This window comes from Microbacterium hydrocarbonoxydans (assembly GCF_000956475.1).
GTDB lineage: Bacteria > Actinomycetota > Actinomycetes > Actinomycetales > Microbacteriaceae > Microbacterium > Microbacterium hydrocarbonoxydans_A.
Map to the genome: position 1 here is coordinate 354,964 of NZ_JYJB01000009.1, position 16,993 is coordinate 371,956.

Below are 16,993 nucleotides of genomic sequence, written 5' to 3' on the forward strand. Positions count from 1 at the left end.
TCGAAGATACTTTCGAGAATGTGGAGACTACTTACTGATCGTAAGTCGAACCTGGTGACGAACCGGTGCGCAGCTTCTCCGCCAGGTCGCGCAGCAGGCGCAGTTCCTCGTTGTCGAGCCGTGACATCCGCTCGGCGATGGAGCGGCCGTGAACGGTTGCGAGTGCGCGGAACGCTCGTGCGCCGGCATCCGTCGCCTTGACCAGCGCGCCCCGACCGTCTTCGGGATCGGGGCATTTGGAGATCAGGCCGCGCGAGACCATCCGGTCGATCAGGCGCGAGACGCTGGGCTGGCTGATCAGCATGTTGCTGGTGACGTCGCGGAGCCGTGCGGTCATGCCGGGGGAGCGAGTCGCCGTGAGCAGCACGTCGTACTCGGCCTGCGAGAGGTGGGCGTCGTCGAAGTCCTTCACCATCTCGTCGAACAGCTCGTGCTGCGCGCGGAAGAGGCTCTCCCAGGCCTCGAGGGCGAGCTTGCGATCGGTCATGGAGAACAGCGTACTGGCACTCGCGGACGCCGCGCGGGCAGTCGCCACGCCACCCCGAGCGTGGGTTTCCGGGGCCGACTGCGGGTCGGCGGGCGCCCCGCCGACCCGCGAGCTCAGCCCTGGTCGTGTGACGCCGTCATCCACTGCACCAGCTGGTAGATGACGCCGTTGGGGTCGCTCATCTGGAAGTAGCGCTCACCCCAGGGCTCCGTCTCGATCGGAGTGACGATGTCTACGCCTTCATCCTGCAGCCGCAGGTACTCGTCGTCGATGCCGTCCACCGTGAACACGACGAGCAGGCCTGATGCCGATGCTGCCTGCGCCCGGGGCTTGAACGTCGGCAGACCGGTGCGCAGGTAGATGAGGTTGATTCCGGCATCCGGGCGGGTCAGGGAGCTGAAGCCCTCTGCGGCCATGGCGACGGTGAAGCCCAGGTGCTGCTCCGCCCATCGCGCGGAGGCTTCGACATCGGGAACGTTGAGAGAGATGGCGGATGCGGTGATGTTCATGCGACTCCTCGATAGTCTGTACGTCGTACAATGTAATGCGTACAACACAGATGTGGCAAGATCATTCCCGTGAGCTTCGAGCGGACCGGCGGCGGCCAACCCAGCAGAACCCTCGCTCTGCTGTGGGGTGAGCCCTCCGTGCCTCGCAAGGGACCGAGCCGATCGATCACCACGACCCAGATCATCGACGCATCGCTGTCGATCGCCGATGAGAGCGGACTCGGCGCTGTGACCATGCGGGCCGTCGCCGAGCGCGTCGGCGTATCGACCATGTCGGTGTACACCTACGTTCCTGGCAAGCCGGAACTGCTCGACCTCATGGTCGATGCCCTGTACCTGCGGATGGGGCGGATGCCGTGGGGCGGTGAAACCTGGAGGGATCGTGTCATCGCGGTGGCCGAGAGCAACAGGGCACTGCTCATGGCGCACTCGTGGATGACCGAGATCGCAGCGCTCAGTCGTCCGCCGCTGGGGCCGGGGGTGATGGCGAAGTACGAACACGAGCTCTCCGCCTTCGACGACGCCGGGCTGGACGATGTCGAGGTCGATGCGGCGCTGACCTTCCTTCTCGGATTCGTGCAGTCGCATTGCCGTTCTGTACATGACGCCGAGCGCGCGACGACGGACACGGCGATGACGGATGCGCAATGGTGGGACGCCAATCAGGCGATACTCGCGCGCGCACTGGACCCCGCGGTCTACCCTCGCGCGGCGCGGATCGGCGCAGCCGCCGGGAACGCGCAGGGCGCCGCGTGGTCGGCTCGGCATGCCTGGGAGTTCGGCCTGGAACGGGTGCTCGACGGACTCGCAGTGCTCATCGCGCGCTGATCGCGATGAGTCTGCTCGGGCGGGCGGTTCTTCGCCGACGCAAGTAAAGGGCCGGTCGGAGAGGCTTCCGACCGGCCCTTGTCCCTTGCACCAAGAGTGTCCTGCAATCACATGAGGTGGATGCCACAGCAAACATTCACCGTGCGATCACTCTATAACGGGGCGGTAACGAATGCAACGGTTTGGTCACGGAAATCTTCGAGATGCTCTGCTTTCGGCATGACGAATCTGCAGTGATCTGGCCGCCTCGAAGAACATCTGCGTCCGTGAGGGCGTGAGGTGTCGATGTCAGCGTGCCGTCTGATGGTGGTGAGGTGTCCCGATTGCGTGCTCGGCCTGCTTCAGTGCTTCATCGACGAGGTTGACGGCATGCTCGTCGACGAGCCGGTAGAAGACCCGGGTTCCTTCGTGGCGGGTGGTGACGATACGGGTGAGACGGAGCTTCGCGAGATGCTGGGACACGGCTGTGGGTGACTTCCCGATGGCGGCCGCGAGGTCGTTGACCGCCTGCTCGCCGTTACGGAGGGCGAGGATCAGCCGCACTCGGGTCGCGTCCGCGAGCATGCCGAACACCTCGACGGCGAGTTCGACGTAGCTGCTGTCGGGATGAGCGGCGCAGGTCTCGTCTGGTGTGTCCATGGTCTTATTCTCCCGTGACTCGTCCGGCACGTAGCGGACGGCAACACCGTCGACCTTTCCGGAGCCCGGTCCTCAGTCGCAAGTGCGCCCGCTGTCTGGTATGTAATAATCTGCGTATGCATGCAGATAATGAATGCACCTTCACGTCGGACAGTCACCTGGTGCAGGTGGCCGCCGAGATGTTCGCGATCCTGTCCGACCCCACGCGACTGCAGATCATCCTCGCGCTGCGGGATGACGAACTGTCGGTGAACCATCTTGCGGACATCGTCGACAAGTCCCCGGCGTCGGTCTCCCAGCATCTGGCGCGGCTGCGACTGTCGAAGATGGTCGCCGCACGACAGGACGGCACTCGCGTGTTCTACCGGCTCGCGAATGAGCATGCCCGTCGTCTCGCCATCGATGCGATCTTCCAAGCCGAGCACAGCGTCGAGGCCAGGCCTGCACACCACCACGACTCCCACCTGTCACGATCCCGAATGAGCACCTCATGATCTCCGTCCTGCGCAACGCCGTGTATGCCAAGCTGTTCAGCGCCCAGGTGATCGCGCTCGTCGGCACCGGTCTGCTCACCGTCGCATTGGGCCTCCTCGCCTTCGACATCGCCGGTGGCGATGCGGGCATCGTCGTGGGCACCGCCCTGACGATCAAGATGGTCGCCTATGTCGCCGTTTCGCCCGTGATGGTCGCGATCACTGCCCGCATCCCTCGCAAGACCCTTCTCATCGCCGCGGATCTCACACGTGCGGTCGTCGCGGTCTCGCTTCTGTTCGTCACCGAGGCTTGGCAGATCTACCTGCTGATCTTCCTGCTGCAATCCGCGTCGGCAACGTTCACACCGACGTTCCAGGCCGTCATCCCGGAAGTCCTCCCGGATGAACGGGAGTACACGCGGGCGCTGTCGCTGTCCCGTCTCGCTTACGACCTGGAGTCGTTGGTGAGCCCGGTGCTCGCCGCAGCGCTGCTCACGGTGATCAGCTACAACAACCTGTTCGTCGGGACCGTGGTCGGTTTCATCGGCTCCGCAGTCCTGGTCATCGCCACCCGGTTCCCCGCCATCCGTCCCGCGGCGCCGGTCCCGTTCTTCGACCGTCTCACCCGCGGCGCACGGGTCTTTCTGAAGACCGTGGAGTTGCGCAGCCTGTTGGCCATGAACCTCGTGGTCGCGACGGCGACAGCGATGGTGATCGTGAACACCGTCGTCCTCGTGCAGGGAGATCTCGGCAGGCCGCAGAGCGACGTAGCCTTGCTGCTCGCCGCGTACGGGGCGGGGTCGATGATCATCGCACTGCTGTTGCCGACGGTCTTGGACCGGCTTCCGGATCGGCGAGTCATGCTCACTGGTTCTGCCGCTCTTCCAGCCGGCCTGCTCGGTGCGTTCGCCCTCACCGCCGCGCCAGTCGGACCTGCGACCTGGCCGTTGCTGATGGTCACCTGGCTGTTCCTGGGAGCGTCGAACTCGCTCATCCTCACCCCGTCGGCACGGCTGCTGCGCCGGGCATCCGATGAGGACAATCGGCCGGCGGTTTTCGCCGCGCAGTTCTCGCTCTCCCACGCGAGCTTCATGATCACCTACCCCATCGCCGGCGTCGTCGGTGCGACCTGGGGCATGTGGGCGGCTGCCATGACACTTGCCGCGATCGGCGCGGTCGCTGCCGTCATCGCGACGTTCACCTGGCGGCATGCCGACGCGCTCACTGCATCGCAGCCCGCCCCGGAAGGAGTCGGACGATGATCTTTGCCCCACCGGATCCGACTCGCAGCCTCGATGCGCGGGGGTTGCCGGCCACCATCGTCGAAGGAATCACCTCATGAGCACACACCAGGACCACGACCACGATGAGCACACCCGGCACGATCATGGAGCCTCGGATCAGCATCAGCACGATCATCGGCACGACGATCGCGAGCAGAGCGCCGACCACGACCACCTCCACGACCACGGTCACGGCGATCACGGGCACTCGCATCCGACCGGGATCAAGGGATTCTTCTACGGCTTGTTCGTCCCGCACTCGCACGACGCCGCCGACTCGATCGACGACGCGATGGAGGCGAGCAAGGAAGGGGTCCGCGCACTCGTCATCAGCCTCGTCCTCCTGCTGATCACCACGATCCTGCAGGCGATCGTCGTGGTGATCAGCGGTTCCGTCGCCCTGCTCGCAGACACCATCCACAACTTCTCGGATGCTCTCACCGCGATCCCGCTGTGGGTCGCGTTCGTCCTCGGCCGCCGCGCCGCAACGCGGCGGTATACCTTCGGCTTCAATCGTGCCGAGGATCTGGCCGGACTGTTCATCGTCGCCGTGGTCCTTCTCTCCGCGGTCGTCGCAGCCTGGCAGTCGATCGCTCGCATCTTCCATCCCCAGCCGCTCACGAACATCGGCTGGGTGATCGCTGCCGGCGTCATCGGATTCCTCGGCAACGAGGCGGTCGCGATCTACCGCATCCGCGTCGGACGGAGGATCGGCTCCGCCGCCCTCGTCGCCGACGGCGTGCACGCGCGTACAGACGGCTTCACGTCCCTTGCTGTCGTCTTCGGCGGTATCGGCGTGCTTCTCGGATTCCCGCTCGCGGACCCCATCGTCGGCCTGGTGATCTCCGTCGCGATCTTCGTCCTGCTCATCGGCACAGTCCGATCGATCGGCCGCCGACTCATGGACGGCATCGAGCCCGAGCTCGTCGACCGGGCCCGGCACGCCATCGAGCATGTCGAGGATGTGCAGGCGGTCGAGCAGCTCAGGCTGCGCTGGTCTGGCCACAGACTCGAGGGTGACGCACTCATCCGGGTCCCCGACGTCCCCCTCCGCGAAGCCGACGAGATCGCCGCTGCGGTCGAGAGGGCTGTGCGAGACCACATGCCCAACGTCGACGTCATGAACATCCGTGTCCGCGCAGCCGACACGGTTCTCCGTCGGACTGGCCATGGCGACACGGCGGGATGACATCGATCTCGGTACTCTCGAATCATGCGGCGTGCGACGGGTTCGATGTGACCCTCCGAGACAGTGAGAGTGCCGACGCCATAAGGCTGAGAGACGATCACGCGCCGTCCCGTCGGATCTGTCTTCTCCGCGGCGCGACCGCCGCGGGCACGGCCACCTTCACGGCGCTGCTGTCGCACGTGGCGTCGGGAGGCGAGATGCCCGGATGGCTCGGTATCGTGCTGCCATTGCTCTTCGCGATCCTCGCCTGCATGTTCGTCGCCGGGCGGAGGCCGTCACTGCCGCGGCTCGTGCTCTCCGTGATCGTGAGCCAGTTCCTCTTTCACACTCTTTTCGGATTGGGAGCGGGCACCCAAGGCGCTGGCCTGACCCTCCACGCCGTCGGTCACCATGGCCAGTTCATCGTCGTTTCGTCGACGTCGGCGTCCCGTCCGCTGGCTCACACCGGGATCGACGTCACGATGTGGGCCGGGCATGCTGTCGCGGCGATCATCACGGTCTTCGCATTGCATTTCGGCGAGCGGATGCTTCTCCTGCTGAGGGGCATCGCCGAGCAGGTGCGCGCTTGGTGGGGGCGGCGTGTTCAGACGTGCCAGCATCCGTTGGCCTTCCTCGCGCTGCGCCCCATGCCCACAGACGGCATTCCGTCATCGACCGCTCTGCGTCTGCTCGCCGGATCATTGCTGCGTCGAGGGCCGCCGCCACATCGCCGCCCGCTTCTCAGTCACCTGACCATTTCCTGAGGTCGATCCCCGTTTCGGTGTGCGATCGGCCCCGCCGCGCCGCAGGCGCACCCGAACGAAGGATCATCACCATGCCCACCCCGACCACACGCGCCGGAGTTCTCACCGCGCTCAGTGCGCTTCTCGTCGTCCTCGCCGTCGGAGCCGGTGCCGAGCCCGCATCCGCCCACGAGACCCTCGTCTCCAGCACCCCGGCAGAAGGCGAACAGCTCACCGCCCCACCGGAGCAGATCACCCTCGTCTTCAGCGATTCCGTGCTCACGATGGGCGCCGAGGTCGTCCTGAACGACGCCAGCGGACGCAACTGGGTCGACGGAGACGTGGCCATCAACGGCGCCACGGTCACTGCGACAGTGGCACCCGGCATGCCTGCAGGTGCTTACGACATCATCTGGAAGGTCGTCTCGGGCGACGGCCACCCCATCAGCGCACTCGTTCCGTTCAGCGTGCTCCAGGCAGCGCCCACGGCAGCGCCGACGGCCGTGCCGACATCGACGCCGACGGCCGCCCAGACCGCCGCACCGGTCGCGCCGACGGAGCGACCGGACAGCGGTGACGGCGAGGGCGACCCCTGGCCGATCGGCCCGGTCATCCTGTCCGCCATCGCCGTCGTCGCTGCGCTCGGCCTCGTGATTCTCCTCGTCGTCCGACGGCGCGGCGCCGGCGGTCGCGGAGCGGACACCGACGCGGATTCGTTGTGAGGGCGAGCCAGCAGATCATGAAGCGAAGAGCAGCACGACCGGGCCCGCGGATGCTCTGCGTCGTCGAGTGAAGTACTCCGTCAGTGGGAACACCATGCTCGGGGCCCCGTGGCTGCGCTCCGCATGGAGGCTGCCACCTAGCCCGATGATCCTGAGAGAATCGGTGAGGTGCACACCGTGAAGCGGGATACTCAGCGCCTGACCTTGGCCGAGGTCGCGCCGGCTCTGGTGTTCGCGGGTCTGGCGTGTGTCGGCTTGCTGCTCTTGCAGGCGGTGCAGGCGGCTGAGCCGGTCGCGGGCGAAGTGCCGCTCTCGCCCGCCGTCGTCGGGTGGTGGGTCCTCATCGCCGTCATCGTCGTTCAGGCGGCCGCGCTGCTCTGGGCGAAACAGGCGCCACGGCTCGTGCTCGTGATCGTCTCCATCGCGCCGCTCGTTCTCGCAGTCACGGCTCCGGCCTCCACGTTCAGCGTCACTGCTCTCGGCATCATCTTCGCTGTCTTCCTCGCCGTGATGCGCGAGCCGCTGCGGCGCCTGTCCGCAGTGATCCCGATCACGATCGTGCTGGTGGCCTTGTCGCAGGTGGTCAACGATGTTCGTGCGGGAGCGCCCTTCGACGTCTCGACCGTGGCGATGGCTGTGGTGCAGGGTCTCGTCGTCGTGGGCGGACCGCTCGTGATCGCGCTGTTCTTCGCCGCCCGTCGAGATGCTCGTGTCAGCCGCGGCAACGAGATGCTGGCGCTCAAGCGCGAGCGCGACGCCCTCGTCCAGGCCGCGGTGTCACGGGAGCGGATGGCGATGTCGCGCGAGCTGCACGACATCGCCGCGCATCACATGTCGGGCATCGCGCTGCTCTCGTCCGCCATCTACCGGCAGGTCGACACAGACCCGGAGGCGGCGAAGACGTCAGCGCAGCAGGTGCGCGCGCAGAGCACGATGGCGCTCGACGACCTCAGGCGGGTGATCGGACTGCTGCGCGAGGATGCCGACAGCAGCCGCACCGTGGAGACGCTGGCTTCGGTGCGCGAGCTGATCGAGCTGCGCGAGAACTCGGGATTGCCGGTCGAGTACGAGGTGCTCACCGGCGAATGGAGCCTGGGGACGGGCATCGGCCCGCTCGCGCAGCTTGTCGTGTACCGCACGATTCAGGAGGCTCTAGCCAACGTGGTGGCGCACGCGCCCGGCGCGCACTGCGTGGTGCAGGTCGACGATCGCGCGCTCGACGTGCTCATCGTGCAGATCGTCGACGACGGATCCCGCGCGCCCGATCCGGGGCCCGGCGGCGGGTTCGGTCTCGTGGGAATGCGGGAGCGCGCCGACCTCATCGGCGCCGAGCTGGACTACGGCCCGACCGATGCGGGCGGTTGGCGTGTTCGGCTCACAGTGAAGAGAGAAGCAGCATGATCCGCGTACTCATCGCCGATGATCAGCCCCTCGTGAGAGCCGGCCTGTCGGCGCTGGTGAACATGGAGGACGACCTCGAGGTGGTGGGCGAGGCATCCGATGGCATCGAGGCGCTCGCGATGGCGCGAGAACTGCGCCCGGATGTCGCCTGCCTCGACATCCGGATGCCGGGGCTCGACGGCATCGCCGTCGCCCGGGAGCTGTGCGGGCCTGATGCCGAGCTCGCGATCCCCGTCCTGATCCTCACCACGTTCGACCTCGACGACTACGTCTTCGGAGCGCTCGAGGCCGGCGTCTCGGGCTTTCTGCTGAAGGATGCCGATCCCGAGACCATCACGAAGGCGATCCGACAGGTGGCCGTCGGCCTGGGCACGATCGACGAGAGCCTCACCCGCCGGATCATGCGGGAGTTCGTCCAGCGGCGCAGCGTGAGGCCGGTGACCACATCCTTGACGAGCGATGTGCTCACCGGCCGCGAGCAGGAGATCCTGGTGCTCCTCGCCCAGGGCATGTCGAACGAAGAGATCGCACGGGCCCTGGTCATCGAGTTGTCGACCGTGAAGTCGCACCTCGCGCGGATGCTGCCGAAATTAGGTGTTCGCTCCCGTCTTCAGGCGGTCGTCTGGGCGTACCAGAACCGCTTCGTCGACCTGCCCTGACTGCTCCTTGCGGTAGCCGAGCTTTCCGCGCGTCGCGATGATCACGATGACGGCGGCGATCACTGCGCTGACGGCGAGGGCGTAGGAGGTGACGTTCTCGCTGACGGTCGGGAACATCTCGCTCCAGACGACGGACATGAAGTTGTTGACGCTCACGTGCGCCAGCATGGCGAGCGGAAGGCTCTGACCTGTGCGGTTGAACACCCAGGCCATGACGACGTTGAAGGCGATGCAGAAGACGGCGAAGCTCGCGGGCCGAGTCCAGTCGGCTTCCGGGTAGCCGCCCCATTCCGTCAGGAAGAGCGGCATGTGCCACAGCGCCCACAGCGGGCCCAGGATGAAGGCGGAGCGCATGGGGCCGAACTTGTCCTGCAGGCGGGGCAGGGCGAAGTCGCGCCACCCCGGTTCCTCGGCGAGGCCCGTGGTGAGCATCTGCAAGACGAGCATCGGGAGGTAGACGGCGAGCACGGTGACGGACGGGGCCATGACCTGGCCGCCCGAGACCATCAGCCCGGTGACGATCAGTGCGGCGGGTACGCCGAGCACAGCGATGGCGTACCAGTGCCAGCGCACACGCCAGCGCCACAGGCGAGCGCCCCATTGCCGAAGCCCGGCCGCCCCGCCGGTGAGCGCCGTGACGATCAGGGCCGACGTGATCGGCCCCAGATAGGCGCCGGGAAGCATCCCCGTCAGCTGGCCGAGCTCGAACGTGTAGTCCCACACGCCCAGACCGTTGTTCGAGAGGATGTAAGGAGTCCAGGCGCTCCAGCTGAGCGCATTGGCGAGCACGAAGAAGCTCACAAGCGGATGCCGCGCGATGACACCTCTGAGCCCCCGCTGTTGTGTGACGTCGTTCATGACTGTTTCCTCTCATCGGTTCCGCGGCGCGAAACGGCCACATTCCGACGGTAGAAGTCGCCGACTTCTCTCTCGAGAGTCGAACGGTTGCACCTGGAGAAACCCATCGAACGGTGCAATCTGCATCCAAAGTTGCAGGCGCCGTAAGCATCCGATGGCCTGGCCGCTTCTTGACAATAAAACTGAGTGCACTCATAATAGGGTCTAGTCGGTTTTCGCCGACGGACCCTGGAGGATCTCATGAGCAGTACCGGCAGCACGTCGTACGCCGAGGCGCCGAACAAGACCCTGACCGCCGCAGGCATAACCTTCGCGTACCGCGAGCTCGGTCCCGAAGAAGAGGTCCCCGTGGTGTTCTTCGTGCACCTCGCGGGCACTCTCGACAACTGGGATCCGCGGATCGTGGACGCCATCGCTCAGCACCGCCACGTGATCGCGTTCGATCAGCAGGGCGTGGGCGGCTCCTCGGGCACGGTGCCGCGCACCCTGGAGGAGGCTGCCGACGACGCGTACGCGTTCATCACCGCGCTCGGCTACACGACGATCGACGTCTTCTCGTTCTCGATGGGTGGCATGATCGCTCAGGACCTGATCGTGAAGCATCCGGATCTCGTGCGCAGGCTCGTGCTCACCGGCACCGGCCCGCGCGGCGGCAAGGACATGGACAAGGTCGTCGGCACCACGTACTGGGATGTGCTCCGTGCGGCGCTGACGCGCTCGGACCCGAAAGAGTTCCTCTTCTTCAATCGCGATGCGGTCGGCAAGAAGGCGGGCAAGGCCTTCGTGAGCCGGCTCAAGGAGCGCACGGTAGATCGTGACGAGGACATCCGCCTCTCGGCGTTCCAGACTCAGCTGAGGGCGATCGCTCGTTTCGGCCGGTCGGCGCCGTCCGATCTCTCGGTCATCACAGGGCCGACGCTGATCGCCAACGGCGACAACGACCGCATGGTGCCCTCGATCCTGTCGCATGACCTGCACGCGCGGATCCCCGGCAGCGAACTGATCATCTATCCGGGCTCCGGGCACGGCGGCATCTTCCAGTACTGGGAGAAGTTCGTCCCCGTCGCCGTGAGATTCCTCACGGCCGACCCTGCAGCGACGATACCGTGACACGCGGCGCCGGGTCGAAGGAACAGCACTCATGAGGGCGTTCATCCTCTCGAAATACAACACCCCCGTGCACGAAGCAGACATGCCGGAGCCCGTCGTCGGCGAGCGAGACGTGCTCGTGCGTATTCAGGCGGCCGGACTCAACCAGCTCGACGAGAAGATCCGCGCGGGGGAGTTCAAGGCCATCCTCCCCTACCGGCTCCCCATCGTCCTCGGGCACGACGTCGCCGGTACGGTCATCCGGGTCGGAACCGGAGTGAAGGGCTTCACGCCGGGCGACGAGGTCTACGCCCGTCCGCGTGATCACCGCATCGGCACCTTCGCCGAGCGCATCGCGATCGATGAGCGCGACGTCGCGCTCAAGCCCGTTTCGATCACGATGGATGAGGCCGGCTCACTGCCGCTCGTGGCCTTGACGGCATGGCAGGCGCTGGTCGAGATCGCCGATGTCCGCGCGGGTCAGAAGGTTCTCATCCATGCCGGGGCCGGGGGTGTCGGCTCCATCGCGATCCAGCTCGCCAAGCATCTCGGAGCTGAAGTCGCCACCACCGCGAGCGCCGCGAACGCGGACTTCGTCCGCCGGCTCGGTGCAGATCACATCATCGACTACCGCGGGGAGGACTTCGCGGAGGTGCTCAGCGGATATGACGTGGTCCTCGACAGCCTTGGTGGCGAGAATCTGGAGAAGTCGCTGCGCGTCCTCCGACGCGGCGGTATCGCGATCGGCATCTCCGGTCCGCCCACCCCCGAGTTCGCTCGCGCCGCCGGCCTCAGTCCGATCATCCGGCTCGCGATCGCGGGACTGAGTCGCAGGATCCGCACGCAGGCCGGAAAGCTCGGCGTCCGCTACACGTTCCTTCTCATGCGGGCCAGCGGTGTTCAGCTTCGCGAGATCGCCGGATTGGTGGATGCCGGGGCCATCCGTCCTGTCGTCGGCCGTATCTTCCCGTTCGACGAGGCCGTCGCCGGGATCGAGTCGCTGAGGAAGGGCGGCGCCCAGGGGAAGGCCGTCATCAGCAATCCGTGACTCGGATGGTCGCGGGGGACGCATGGGAGAATGAGCCCGATGTCCCGGAGAAAGCCATGACCACTGATACTCGCCCTCTCGGCCGCCGAGAGCGGAACAAGCTCGACAAGCTCGCACGGATCACGGCCGCGGCCGGCGAGCTTTTCGCCGAGCGCGGCGTCGACGACGTGACGACCCAGGAGATCGCCGACAAGGCCGACATCGGTACAGGCACCCTGTTCCTGTACGCCAAGACCAAGGGCGAGCTGCTGCTGCTCGTGCAGAATTCGATGTACGCCGAGGCGCTCGACCGGGGTCGCAAGGCGGCCGAGGGCGCTGACGGGGTTCTCGACGGCGTGCTGGCGGTCGTTCGGCCGGTCGTCGAATGCAACCGCAAGCAGGTCGACAACGGCCGCACCTACCTTCGCGAGATCGTGTTCGGCGACCCCGCGGAGCCGCACCACCACGACGCGCTCGAGCTCACGGCGAAGACCGAAGAGCTGATCGCCGAGGTCATCGCCCAGCGGGCCGGCGTCTCAGCCGACACGGCCCGCGGCCTCGCCCGCATCGTGTCGGCGGTGATGTTCCTCGCGATGGCCGCCACAGTGAACGCTCAGCAGACAGTCGATCGACTGGTCGACGAGATCGCCGAGCAGCTGCGCATCATCCTTCCGGCGACGTGAGCTGACCCCGCGCCGCCCTCACCAGCGGGATGGGAGCGTCCCGCCGCGGGCGCGCGCCACCAGTATCCCGCGCTGCGAGGTCGCGAACCCCGCGAGGAGCTCGCGCAGATCCTGCGCCGATGCGGCCGCCCCGAACACATCGCTTCCGGGTTCGAGCATGACGCCTGCCGCGAGGGGACCCGCCACGACGGGGTCGAACCCCAGGTCGTCCACGATCCCGGCGACCGCCGCGACATCCGCGGGGTCGTCGCCGGCGACCGCGATCGCCTTGCGGTCCGGTGCGCCCGCCGAGCGGGCTTGCTCCTCGAGTTCGCTCGCGCTCATGTGGTTGAACGCCTTCACGACCCGTGCGCTCCCGAGGAATCGCTGCACGGTCTCGCTCGTCGACGTGCGCAGATCGGCCAGATCGGGCCGCAGCCCGTCGAGCTCCCACCAGTGGTTCATCGCGTCGATCACGAGTCGCCCCTGCAGGTGCGCCACCGGAAGCTCACGGTACCTCCCCAGCGGAATCGCGAGGATCACGGCATCCGATTCCCGTGCGACGTCGACCGCCCAGGCCGCGCTCACGCTCCCCGCGATGGCGTCCACCCCGAGGCGAGACGGATCACCCGACCCGGCGATCCGCACCCGATACCCCGCAGACGAAGCAAGGCGCGCGAGCACCATGCCCACGCGCCCCGCGCCGATGATTCCGAGCGATGCGGGCCGTCGGTCGTTCATCCGGACAGCGTAGCCAGCATGGCGCGGAAACGCGCTCCCTCGCCGTGAGCGAGGGAGCGCGCACCTTCAGATGCGCAGATCGGGGTCCTCTCCGCGCACGTCGTCCGCGGGCGATTCGGAGAACCCGGATGCCGGCGGCATCGGCGTCGCGCCCGAGAGGTCGTCTGTCTGCGTGGTCGTTCCGCCGTGCACCTCACCGCGCCAGCCACCGGTCGGCAGGCGACGCTCTTCGATGAACTCCTTGAACTTCTGCAGGTCGCGCTTGACGATCAGGTCGTCGATCTGCAGCGCCGCTCCCGCCTTCTCGGCGAAGGTCTCCGGCTTCCAGTCCATGGCGAGCTCGACTGTCGTTCCGCCGTCCTGGGCGGCTCGGAACGACACGCGGCCCTCGTGCGCGACCTCGGTGAGGCTGCGCCACGTGATGTGGGCGTCGGGCACCTGGTCGACGATGCGCGCATCGAACTCGCGTCGCACCCCGCCGATGTTCACGACCCAGTGCGTCGTGGTGTCGTCGAGCTGCTTCACCTCTTCGACGCCCGTGAGGTACTCCGGGAACGTCTCGAACTGCGTCCACTGCTCGTACGCGGTGCTGACCGGCACGTTCACGTCGATCGCCGATGTGATGGTGGTGCTCATCTTTGCTCCTTCCGACGGGTTTCTTCTGCGAGTGCCCCACGCTAGGCCGGTTGAGCGATGGGGGAGAGGGGGTTGCTCATCGTCCGAGGGCGGGTTATGGCTGAGCATCCGCCCACTCGCGAGCGCGCCCCGCCCTTGCGTCGCTGCAAGCGGTGAGGCGCGCTCAGAGGCCCGGGTGTCAGGCCGTGGCGGCGAGAGGCGGCCGGTGCGGGATCTTGATCGGGGCGGTCGAACGGCTCGGCGGGTTGTGGAACCGCTGCACGTCGGCGAGAACCTCCTCGGCGGACATGTAGAAGCTCGCCAGCGGCAGGTCGCGGAGCCAGAGCACCTCGTACTCGACGGTGTCCAGCTTGTAGATGCACGCGACGGTTCGACGCGCATCATGCGGGGCGTACTTGTGGTCGACGATCAACCACTCGCTGTCCGTGACCTTCCGGAGTTCGAACCGGGGATCGGGCATCAAAGACATCTCAACACTCCAATCGGTCGTAGCCAGAGCTGGTCGAACCGAGGAGCGCATCGCGTCCGGGCGGAAGATCGTCACCGCCGGCCGACGGGCGTCCTCTGCCCGCCAGAGTCTCACCTGAATTATAAGAAAAGGTGCGAGCGACCTCAACCGGTCGCGGGCGGTTCACGACGACATCTCCTGCAGCCGCGTGAACAGCTCCTCGCTCGTGTGGGTCTCCTGGTCGAGGTTGTCCTGGAGCAGCGCCGCGGCCTCGGGGTGCAACGGCGTGACCGCCACGATGAGGCTCTTGTACGCCGAGATCTCGTAGTGCTCGTTGCCGAGGGCGCACGAGAGCGCAACCTGGTCGTGAAGCGAGGCCGCCGAGCGGCCCAGGAGCGACTGGGCCTGCTTGGAGATGCCCTTCGTGCTCGGCGACGGAGCGGTGGATTCGGGCAGTTCGAGCAGCGTGAACACGCGACGCAGGTTCTCGATCTGCTCCTTCGTCTCGTCCTGATGATGGCGGAAGAGCTTCTTGACGTCGGCGGATCGAGCGGCGCCGGCGAGTTCCTTGAGCGCGGCGAGCGAGTCGTCCTCCATCGTCAGTGCCGTCCTGAGCTGGAATCGCAGGAGGTCCTGAGGAGATTCGAGAGTTGTCTGCGGCATGTCGCTTCCCTTCGTTGATGCGGCGAGCCCACGCTATGGTGCGCGGGTCGGCGTTCGAAGGGGCTTGATCTTCACGCTCCGGGACGGTACACGCGGCTATGGTTGCGTTATGGCAACTCTGCACTACGGCGCCTCGCACATCCCGATCCACATCGAGGATCGTGCCCTTGCGCACCTCAAGGTCGTGATCGCCACGAAGCTGCGTCGGCAGGAGAGCTTCACGCTCTCCTGGAAACACCCCGAGGGCGAGCCAGGCGGACGCTCGACGATCTGGATCCATCCTTCGATCCCGCTGCGTTTCACGTTCGACGAGCCGGAGCCGCCCAAGCTCAACGCGAAGTGGATCGAAGACCTCATGCACTCGGTGAACTCGACCGGAGGGATCATGCTGATCGACGAGGTCCTCGACACCCCTCAGGATTAGCGCCTCTGGCGTGCGGCGGCCGGTCGAGGGATCCGGTCGAGGGATCCGTCACGCGGCGCCGAGCGAGCCCAGGATCGCGCCGATCGTGGCCTCTGCGGCATCCTCCCAGGGCACGCCGTCGAGCAGATCGGCGGTCGCGAGCGCAGCGACGCCATGCACGGATGCGAAGATCACGAGTGCCCGGCGCTCGGCATCGCCGACGGGAATCTCCCCGGCCGTCTGTGCGGCGGCGACGAAGGCGACCACCATCGCCATGCTGGCTCGGCTCCTCTCGCGCAGCTCCTCAGACGCGCCGAGATGGTGCTTGGCCTTGTACATCACCTCGAGGATCGCCGGATGCTCGACGGCGAAGCCGATGTAGGCGAAGCCTGCTGCGCGGAGTCGCTCGCCGAACGGCGCCGACTGCTCGACGGCGGCAGCCAGCTCGTCGTTGAGCCGAGTGAACCCGGCGACCGCGACGGCATCGAGCAATGCCGTCCGATCGCTGAAATGCCGTGCTGAGGCTCCGTGGCTCACGCCCAGATCGCGGGCCAGCTGCCGCAGCGACAGGGCATCGACCCCGCCGGCGTCGATCGCGTTCCAGGCGCGGAGAAGAAGCGCCTCTCGCAGATTTCCGTGATGGTAGGAGCGCTCGGTCACACCTGAATCCTATCGACAAATGTAGACATTGACAACAATGCTGTCAGTGTCTACATTTGCCGCTATGACCATTCATCACTCCGGCACCACCGCTCTCGTCACCGGCGCCAGCTCAGGACTCGGCGCCGAATTCGCCGCTCAGCTCGCTCGGCGCGGGGCCGATCTCGTGCTCGTCGCTCGACGCGAGGATCGCTTGCACGACCTCGCCGCCCGGCTGAAGCGCGAGCACGGCGTGCAGGCGACCGTCATCGCCCTCGACCTCGCAGAGGCCGATGCGCCGGCCCGCCTTCGGGCTGCGCTGGATGAGCGCGGCATCCGCATTCAGACGCTCATCAACAACGCCGGCTTCGGAGCGAAAGGTGACTTCGTCGAGGCGGATGCCGCTCGCATGGCCGAGATGGTGCAGGTCAACGTCGCCTCACTCGTCGGGATCACCCGCGAATTCCTTCCCGATCTCACTCACGACGGCCGCGGCGCGCTCGTCAACGTCGCCAGCGTCGCCGCATATCAGCCGTGCCCTGGCATGGCCGTGTACGGCGCATCGAAGGCGTTCGTGCTGAGCTTCACCGAGTCGATTGCGCACGAGACCCGCGCATCCGGCCTGCGCGTGCTCGCTCTGAGCCCTGGTGCGACTCGCACGGAGTTCTTCGACGTCGTCGGCACCGAGGCCGCGGCTGTGGGCCGCTTCCGCACGGCGGCCGAGGTCGTCGCGCAGGCGCTCAGCGCGCTCGATCGGCGACGCACGCCGGCGAGCATCGTGTCTGGTGCGGCCAACGCCGTGACCAGCAAGCTGGTCGGGTTCATGCCGCGTCGTCTCACCCTCGCGATCAGCGGCCGGCTGCTGGCCGAGTCGGCGCGATGACTCTCGCATTCCGGCTCGGGCCGCCGACTGGT

22 protein-coding genes are annotated in these 16,993 nt (G+C 66.7%); 13 read left to right on the forward strand and 9 right to left on the reverse strand.

Annotated features, from left to right (window positions below; all coding sequences use genetic code 11):
- Window positions 1-31: 31 nt before the first annotated feature.
- The gene (locus tag RS84_RS10845; RefSeq protein ID WP_045257792.1) at window positions 32-487 is read right to left on the reverse strand and encodes a MarR family winged helix-turn-helix transcriptional regulator; all 456 of its coding nucleotides are present in this window, start codon (window positions 485-487) and stop codon (window positions 32-34) included.
- Window positions 488-600: 113 nt separating this feature from the next.
- Window positions 601-996: a VOC family protein gene (locus tag RS84_RS10850; RefSeq protein ID WP_045257793.1), complete on the reverse strand. Its 396-nt coding sequence runs from the start codon at window positions 994-996 to the stop codon at window positions 601-603.
- A gap of 69 nt (window positions 997-1,065) precedes the next feature.
- On the opposite strand from RS84_RS10850, the gene RS84_RS10855 reads away from it, so the two are divergent.
- Window positions 1,066-1,824 (forward strand): TetR/AcrR family transcriptional regulator, encoded by a 759-nt coding sequence (locus RS84_RS10855; protein ID WP_045257794.1) that lies wholly within the window; start codon window positions 1,066-1,068, stop codon window positions 1,822-1,824.
- Window positions 1,825-2,112: 288 nt separating this feature from the next.
- On the opposite strand, the gene RS84_RS10860 is transcribed toward RS84_RS10855, so the two are convergent.
- Complete coding sequence (locus tag RS84_RS10860) at window positions 2,113-2,463, reverse strand: ArsR/SmtB family transcription factor (protein WP_045257795.1); 351 nt, start codon at window positions 2,461-2,463, stop codon at window positions 2,113-2,115.
- Between the two features lie 116 nt (window positions 2,464-2,579).
- Between RS84_RS10860 and RS84_RS10865 the strand changes: the two genes are divergently transcribed.
- From RS84_RS10865 to RS84_RS10895, 7 genes are all read left to right on the forward strand, one after another.
- Entirely contained in the window at window positions 2,580-2,957 is a 378-nt protein-coding gene (locus RS84_RS10865; RefSeq protein ID WP_082062144.1) for an ArsR/SmtB family transcription factor, read from the forward strand.
- Window positions 2,954-4,198, forward strand: a complete 1,245-nt coding sequence (locus RS84_RS10870; protein WP_045257797.1) for an MFS transporter — start codon at window positions 2,954-2,956, stop codon at window positions 4,196-4,198. The genes RS84_RS10865 and RS84_RS10870 overlap by 4 nt, the downstream gene beginning before the upstream one ends.
- A 76-nt stretch (window positions 4,199-4,274) precedes the next feature.
- Window positions 4,275-5,408 (forward strand): cation diffusion facilitator family transporter, encoded by a 1,134-nt coding sequence (locus RS84_RS10875; RefSeq protein ID WP_045257798.1) that lies wholly within the window; start codon window positions 4,275-4,277, stop codon window positions 5,406-5,408.
- Between the two features lie 251 nt (window positions 5,409-5,659).
- Complete coding sequence (locus tag RS84_RS19335; RefSeq protein WP_160298176.1) at window positions 5,660-6,151, forward strand: hypothetical protein; 492 nt, start codon at window positions 5,660-5,662, stop codon at window positions 6,149-6,151.
- Window positions 6,152-6,222: 71 nt separating this feature from the next.
- The gene (locus tag RS84_RS19340) at window positions 6,223-6,852 is read left to right on the forward strand and encodes a copper resistance protein CopC (RefSeq protein WP_045257799.1); all 630 of its coding nucleotides are present in this window, start codon (window positions 6,223-6,225) and stop codon (window positions 6,850-6,852) included.
- 177 nt (window positions 6,853-7,029) lie between these two features.
- Window positions 7,030-8,253, forward strand: coding sequence for a sensor histidine kinase (locus RS84_RS10890; RefSeq protein ID WP_152641804.1), 1,224 nt, complete (start codon window positions 7,030-7,032; stop codon window positions 8,251-8,253).
- On the forward strand, window positions 8,250-8,912 hold the full coding sequence (locus RS84_RS10895) for a response regulator (RefSeq protein WP_045257800.1): 663 nt from the start codon (window positions 8,250-8,252) through the stop codon (window positions 8,910-8,912). The genes RS84_RS10890 and RS84_RS10895 overlap by 4 nt, the downstream gene beginning before the upstream one ends.
- Here the strand turns inward: RS84_RS10895 and RS84_RS10900 are convergent.
- Complete coding sequence (locus RS84_RS10900) at window positions 8,844-9,770, reverse strand: type II CAAX endopeptidase family protein (RefSeq protein WP_045257801.1); 927 nt, start codon at window positions 9,768-9,770, stop codon at window positions 8,844-8,846. The two genes, RS84_RS10895 and RS84_RS10900, sit on opposite strands and share 69 nt — an antisense overlap.
- Before the next feature lie 240 nt (window positions 9,771-10,010).
- Between RS84_RS10900 and RS84_RS10905 the strand changes: the two genes are divergently transcribed.
- Genes RS84_RS10905 through RS84_RS10915 form a run of 3 tightly spaced genes read left to right on the forward strand, consistent with a single transcriptional unit; the run spans window position 10,011 to window position 12,569 of the window.
- On the forward strand, window positions 10,011-10,880 hold the full coding sequence (locus RS84_RS10905; RefSeq protein ID WP_045257802.1) for an alpha/beta fold hydrolase: 870 nt from the start codon (window positions 10,011-10,013) through the stop codon (window positions 10,878-10,880).
- A 31-nt stretch (window positions 10,881-10,911) separates the two neighbouring features.
- A complete protein-coding gene (locus RS84_RS10910) occupies window positions 10,912-11,907 on the forward strand; it encodes an NADP-dependent oxidoreductase (RefSeq protein ID WP_045257803.1) in 996 nt (331 codons plus the stop codon).
- Window positions 11,908-11,963: 56 nt separating this feature from the next.
- On the forward strand, window positions 11,964-12,569 hold the full coding sequence (locus RS84_RS10915) for a TetR/AcrR family transcriptional regulator (protein WP_045258126.1): 606 nt from the start codon (window positions 11,964-11,966) through the stop codon (window positions 12,567-12,569).
- Between the two features lie 18 nt (window positions 12,570-12,587).
- On the opposite strand, the gene RS84_RS10920 is transcribed toward RS84_RS10915, so the two are convergent.
- The 4 genes from RS84_RS10920 to RS84_RS10935 form a co-directional block, all read right to left on the reverse strand.
- Window positions 12,588-13,289: an NADPH-dependent F420 reductase gene (locus tag RS84_RS10920; RefSeq protein WP_045257804.1), complete on the reverse strand. Its 702-nt coding sequence runs from the start codon at window positions 13,287-13,289 to the stop codon at window positions 12,588-12,590.
- A 66-nt stretch (window positions 13,290-13,355) separates the two neighbouring features.
- Window positions 13,356-13,925 carry an SRPBCC family protein gene (locus RS84_RS10925; RefSeq protein ID WP_082062146.1) on the reverse strand — a complete coding sequence of 190 codons (570 nt, stop codon included), beginning with the start codon at window positions 13,923-13,925 and terminating at the stop codon, window positions 13,356-13,358.
- A 178-nt stretch (window positions 13,926-14,103) separates the two neighbouring features.
- Window positions 14,104-14,385 (reverse strand): hypothetical protein, encoded by a 282-nt coding sequence (locus tag RS84_RS10930; protein ID WP_235281472.1) that lies wholly within the window; start codon window positions 14,383-14,385, stop codon window positions 14,104-14,106.
- 171 nt (window positions 14,386-14,556) lie between these two features.
- A complete protein-coding gene (locus tag RS84_RS10935) occupies window positions 14,557-15,036 on the reverse strand; it encodes a ferritin-like domain-containing protein (RefSeq protein WP_045257806.1) in 480 nt (159 codons plus the stop codon).
- Between the two features lie 109 nt (window positions 15,037-15,145).
- Between RS84_RS10935 and RS84_RS10940 the strand changes: the two genes are divergently transcribed.
- The gene (locus RS84_RS10940; RefSeq protein ID WP_045257807.1) at window positions 15,146-15,460 is read left to right on the forward strand and encodes a hypothetical protein; all 315 of its coding nucleotides are present in this window, start codon (window positions 15,146-15,148) and stop codon (window positions 15,458-15,460) included.
- Between the two features lie 48 nt (window positions 15,461-15,508).
- On the opposite strand, the gene RS84_RS10945 is transcribed toward RS84_RS10940, so the two are convergent.
- Window positions 15,509-16,099: a TetR/AcrR family transcriptional regulator gene (locus RS84_RS10945; protein WP_045257808.1), complete on the reverse strand. Its 591-nt coding sequence runs from the start codon at window positions 16,097-16,099 to the stop codon at window positions 15,509-15,511.
- 64 nt (window positions 16,100-16,163) lie between these two features.
- Here RS84_RS10945 and RS84_RS10950 point away from each other — a divergent pair, with 64 nt between their 5' ends.
- Complete coding sequence (locus tag RS84_RS10950; protein ID WP_045257809.1) at window positions 16,164-16,961, forward strand: SDR family NAD(P)-dependent oxidoreductase; 798 nt, start codon at window positions 16,164-16,166, stop codon at window positions 16,959-16,961.
- The last annotated feature ends 32 nt before the right edge of the window (window positions 16,962-16,993 follow it).

Bases quoted from the DNA above. Each gene is read 5' to 3' on its own strand.
- RS84_RS10845 (WP_045257792.1), bottom strand. From the start codon at position 487: ATGACCGATCGCAAGCTCGCCCTCGAGGCCTGGGAGAGCCTCTTCCGC.
- RS84_RS10850 (WP_045257793.1), bottom strand. From the start codon at position 996: ATGAACATCACCGCATCCGCCATCTCTCTCAACGTTCCCGATGTCGAA.
- RS84_RS10860 (WP_045257795.1), bottom strand. From the start codon at position 2,463: ATGGACACACCAGACGAGACCTGCGCCGCTCATCCCGACAGCAGCTAC.
- RS84_RS10865 (WP_082062144.1), top strand. From the start codon at position 2,580: ATGCATGCAGATAATGAATGCACCTTCACGTCGGACAGTCACCTGGTG.
- RS84_RS10870 (WP_045257797.1), top strand. From the start codon at position 2,954: ATGATCTCCGTCCTGCGCAACGCCGTGTATGCCAAGCTGTTCAGCGCC.
- RS84_RS10875 (WP_045257798.1), top strand. From the start codon at position 4,275: ATGAGCACACACCAGGACCACGACCACGATGAGCACACCCGGCACGAT.
- RS84_RS19335 (WP_160298176.1), top strand. From the start codon at position 5,660: ATGTTCGTCGCCGGGCGGAGGCCGTCACTGCCGCGGCTCGTGCTCTCC.
- RS84_RS19340 (WP_045257799.1), top strand. From the start codon at position 6,223: ATGCCCACCCCGACCACACGCGCCGGAGTTCTCACCGCGCTCAGTGCG.
- RS84_RS10895 (WP_045257800.1), top strand. From the start codon at position 8,250: ATGATCCGCGTACTCATCGCCGATGATCAGCCCCTCGTGAGAGCCGGC.
- RS84_RS10900 (WP_045257801.1), bottom strand. From the start codon at position 9,770: ATGAACGACGTCACACAACAGCGGGGGCTCAGAGGTGTCATCGCGCGG.
- RS84_RS10905 (WP_045257802.1), top strand. From the start codon at position 10,011: ATGAGCAGTACCGGCAGCACGTCGTACGCCGAGGCGCCGAACAAGACC.
- RS84_RS10910 (WP_045257803.1), top strand. From the start codon at position 10,912: ATGAGGGCGTTCATCCTCTCGAAATACAACACCCCCGTGCACGAAGCA.
- RS84_RS10915 (WP_045258126.1), top strand. From the start codon at position 11,964: ATGACCACTGATACTCGCCCTCTCGGCCGCCGAGAGCGGAACAAGCTC.
- RS84_RS10920 (WP_045257804.1), bottom strand. From the start codon at position 13,289: ATGAACGACCGACGGCCCGCATCGCTCGGAATCATCGGCGCGGGGCGC.
- RS84_RS10925 (WP_082062146.1), bottom strand. From the start codon at position 13,925: ATGAGCACCACCATCACATCGGCGATCGACGTGAACGTGCCGGTCAGC.
- RS84_RS10930 (WP_235281472.1), bottom strand. From the start codon at position 14,385: ATGCCCGATCCCCGGTTCGAACTCCGGAAGGTCACGGACAGCGAGTGG.
- RS84_RS10935 (WP_045257806.1), bottom strand. From the start codon at position 15,036: ATGCCGCAGACAACTCTCGAATCTCCTCAGGACCTCCTGCGATTCCAG.
- RS84_RS10940 (WP_045257807.1), top strand. From the start codon at position 15,146: ATGGCAACTCTGCACTACGGCGCCTCGCACATCCCGATCCACATCGAG.
- RS84_RS10950 (WP_045257809.1), top strand. From the start codon at position 16,164: ATGACCATTCATCACTCCGGCACCACCGCTCTCGTCACCGGCGCCAGC.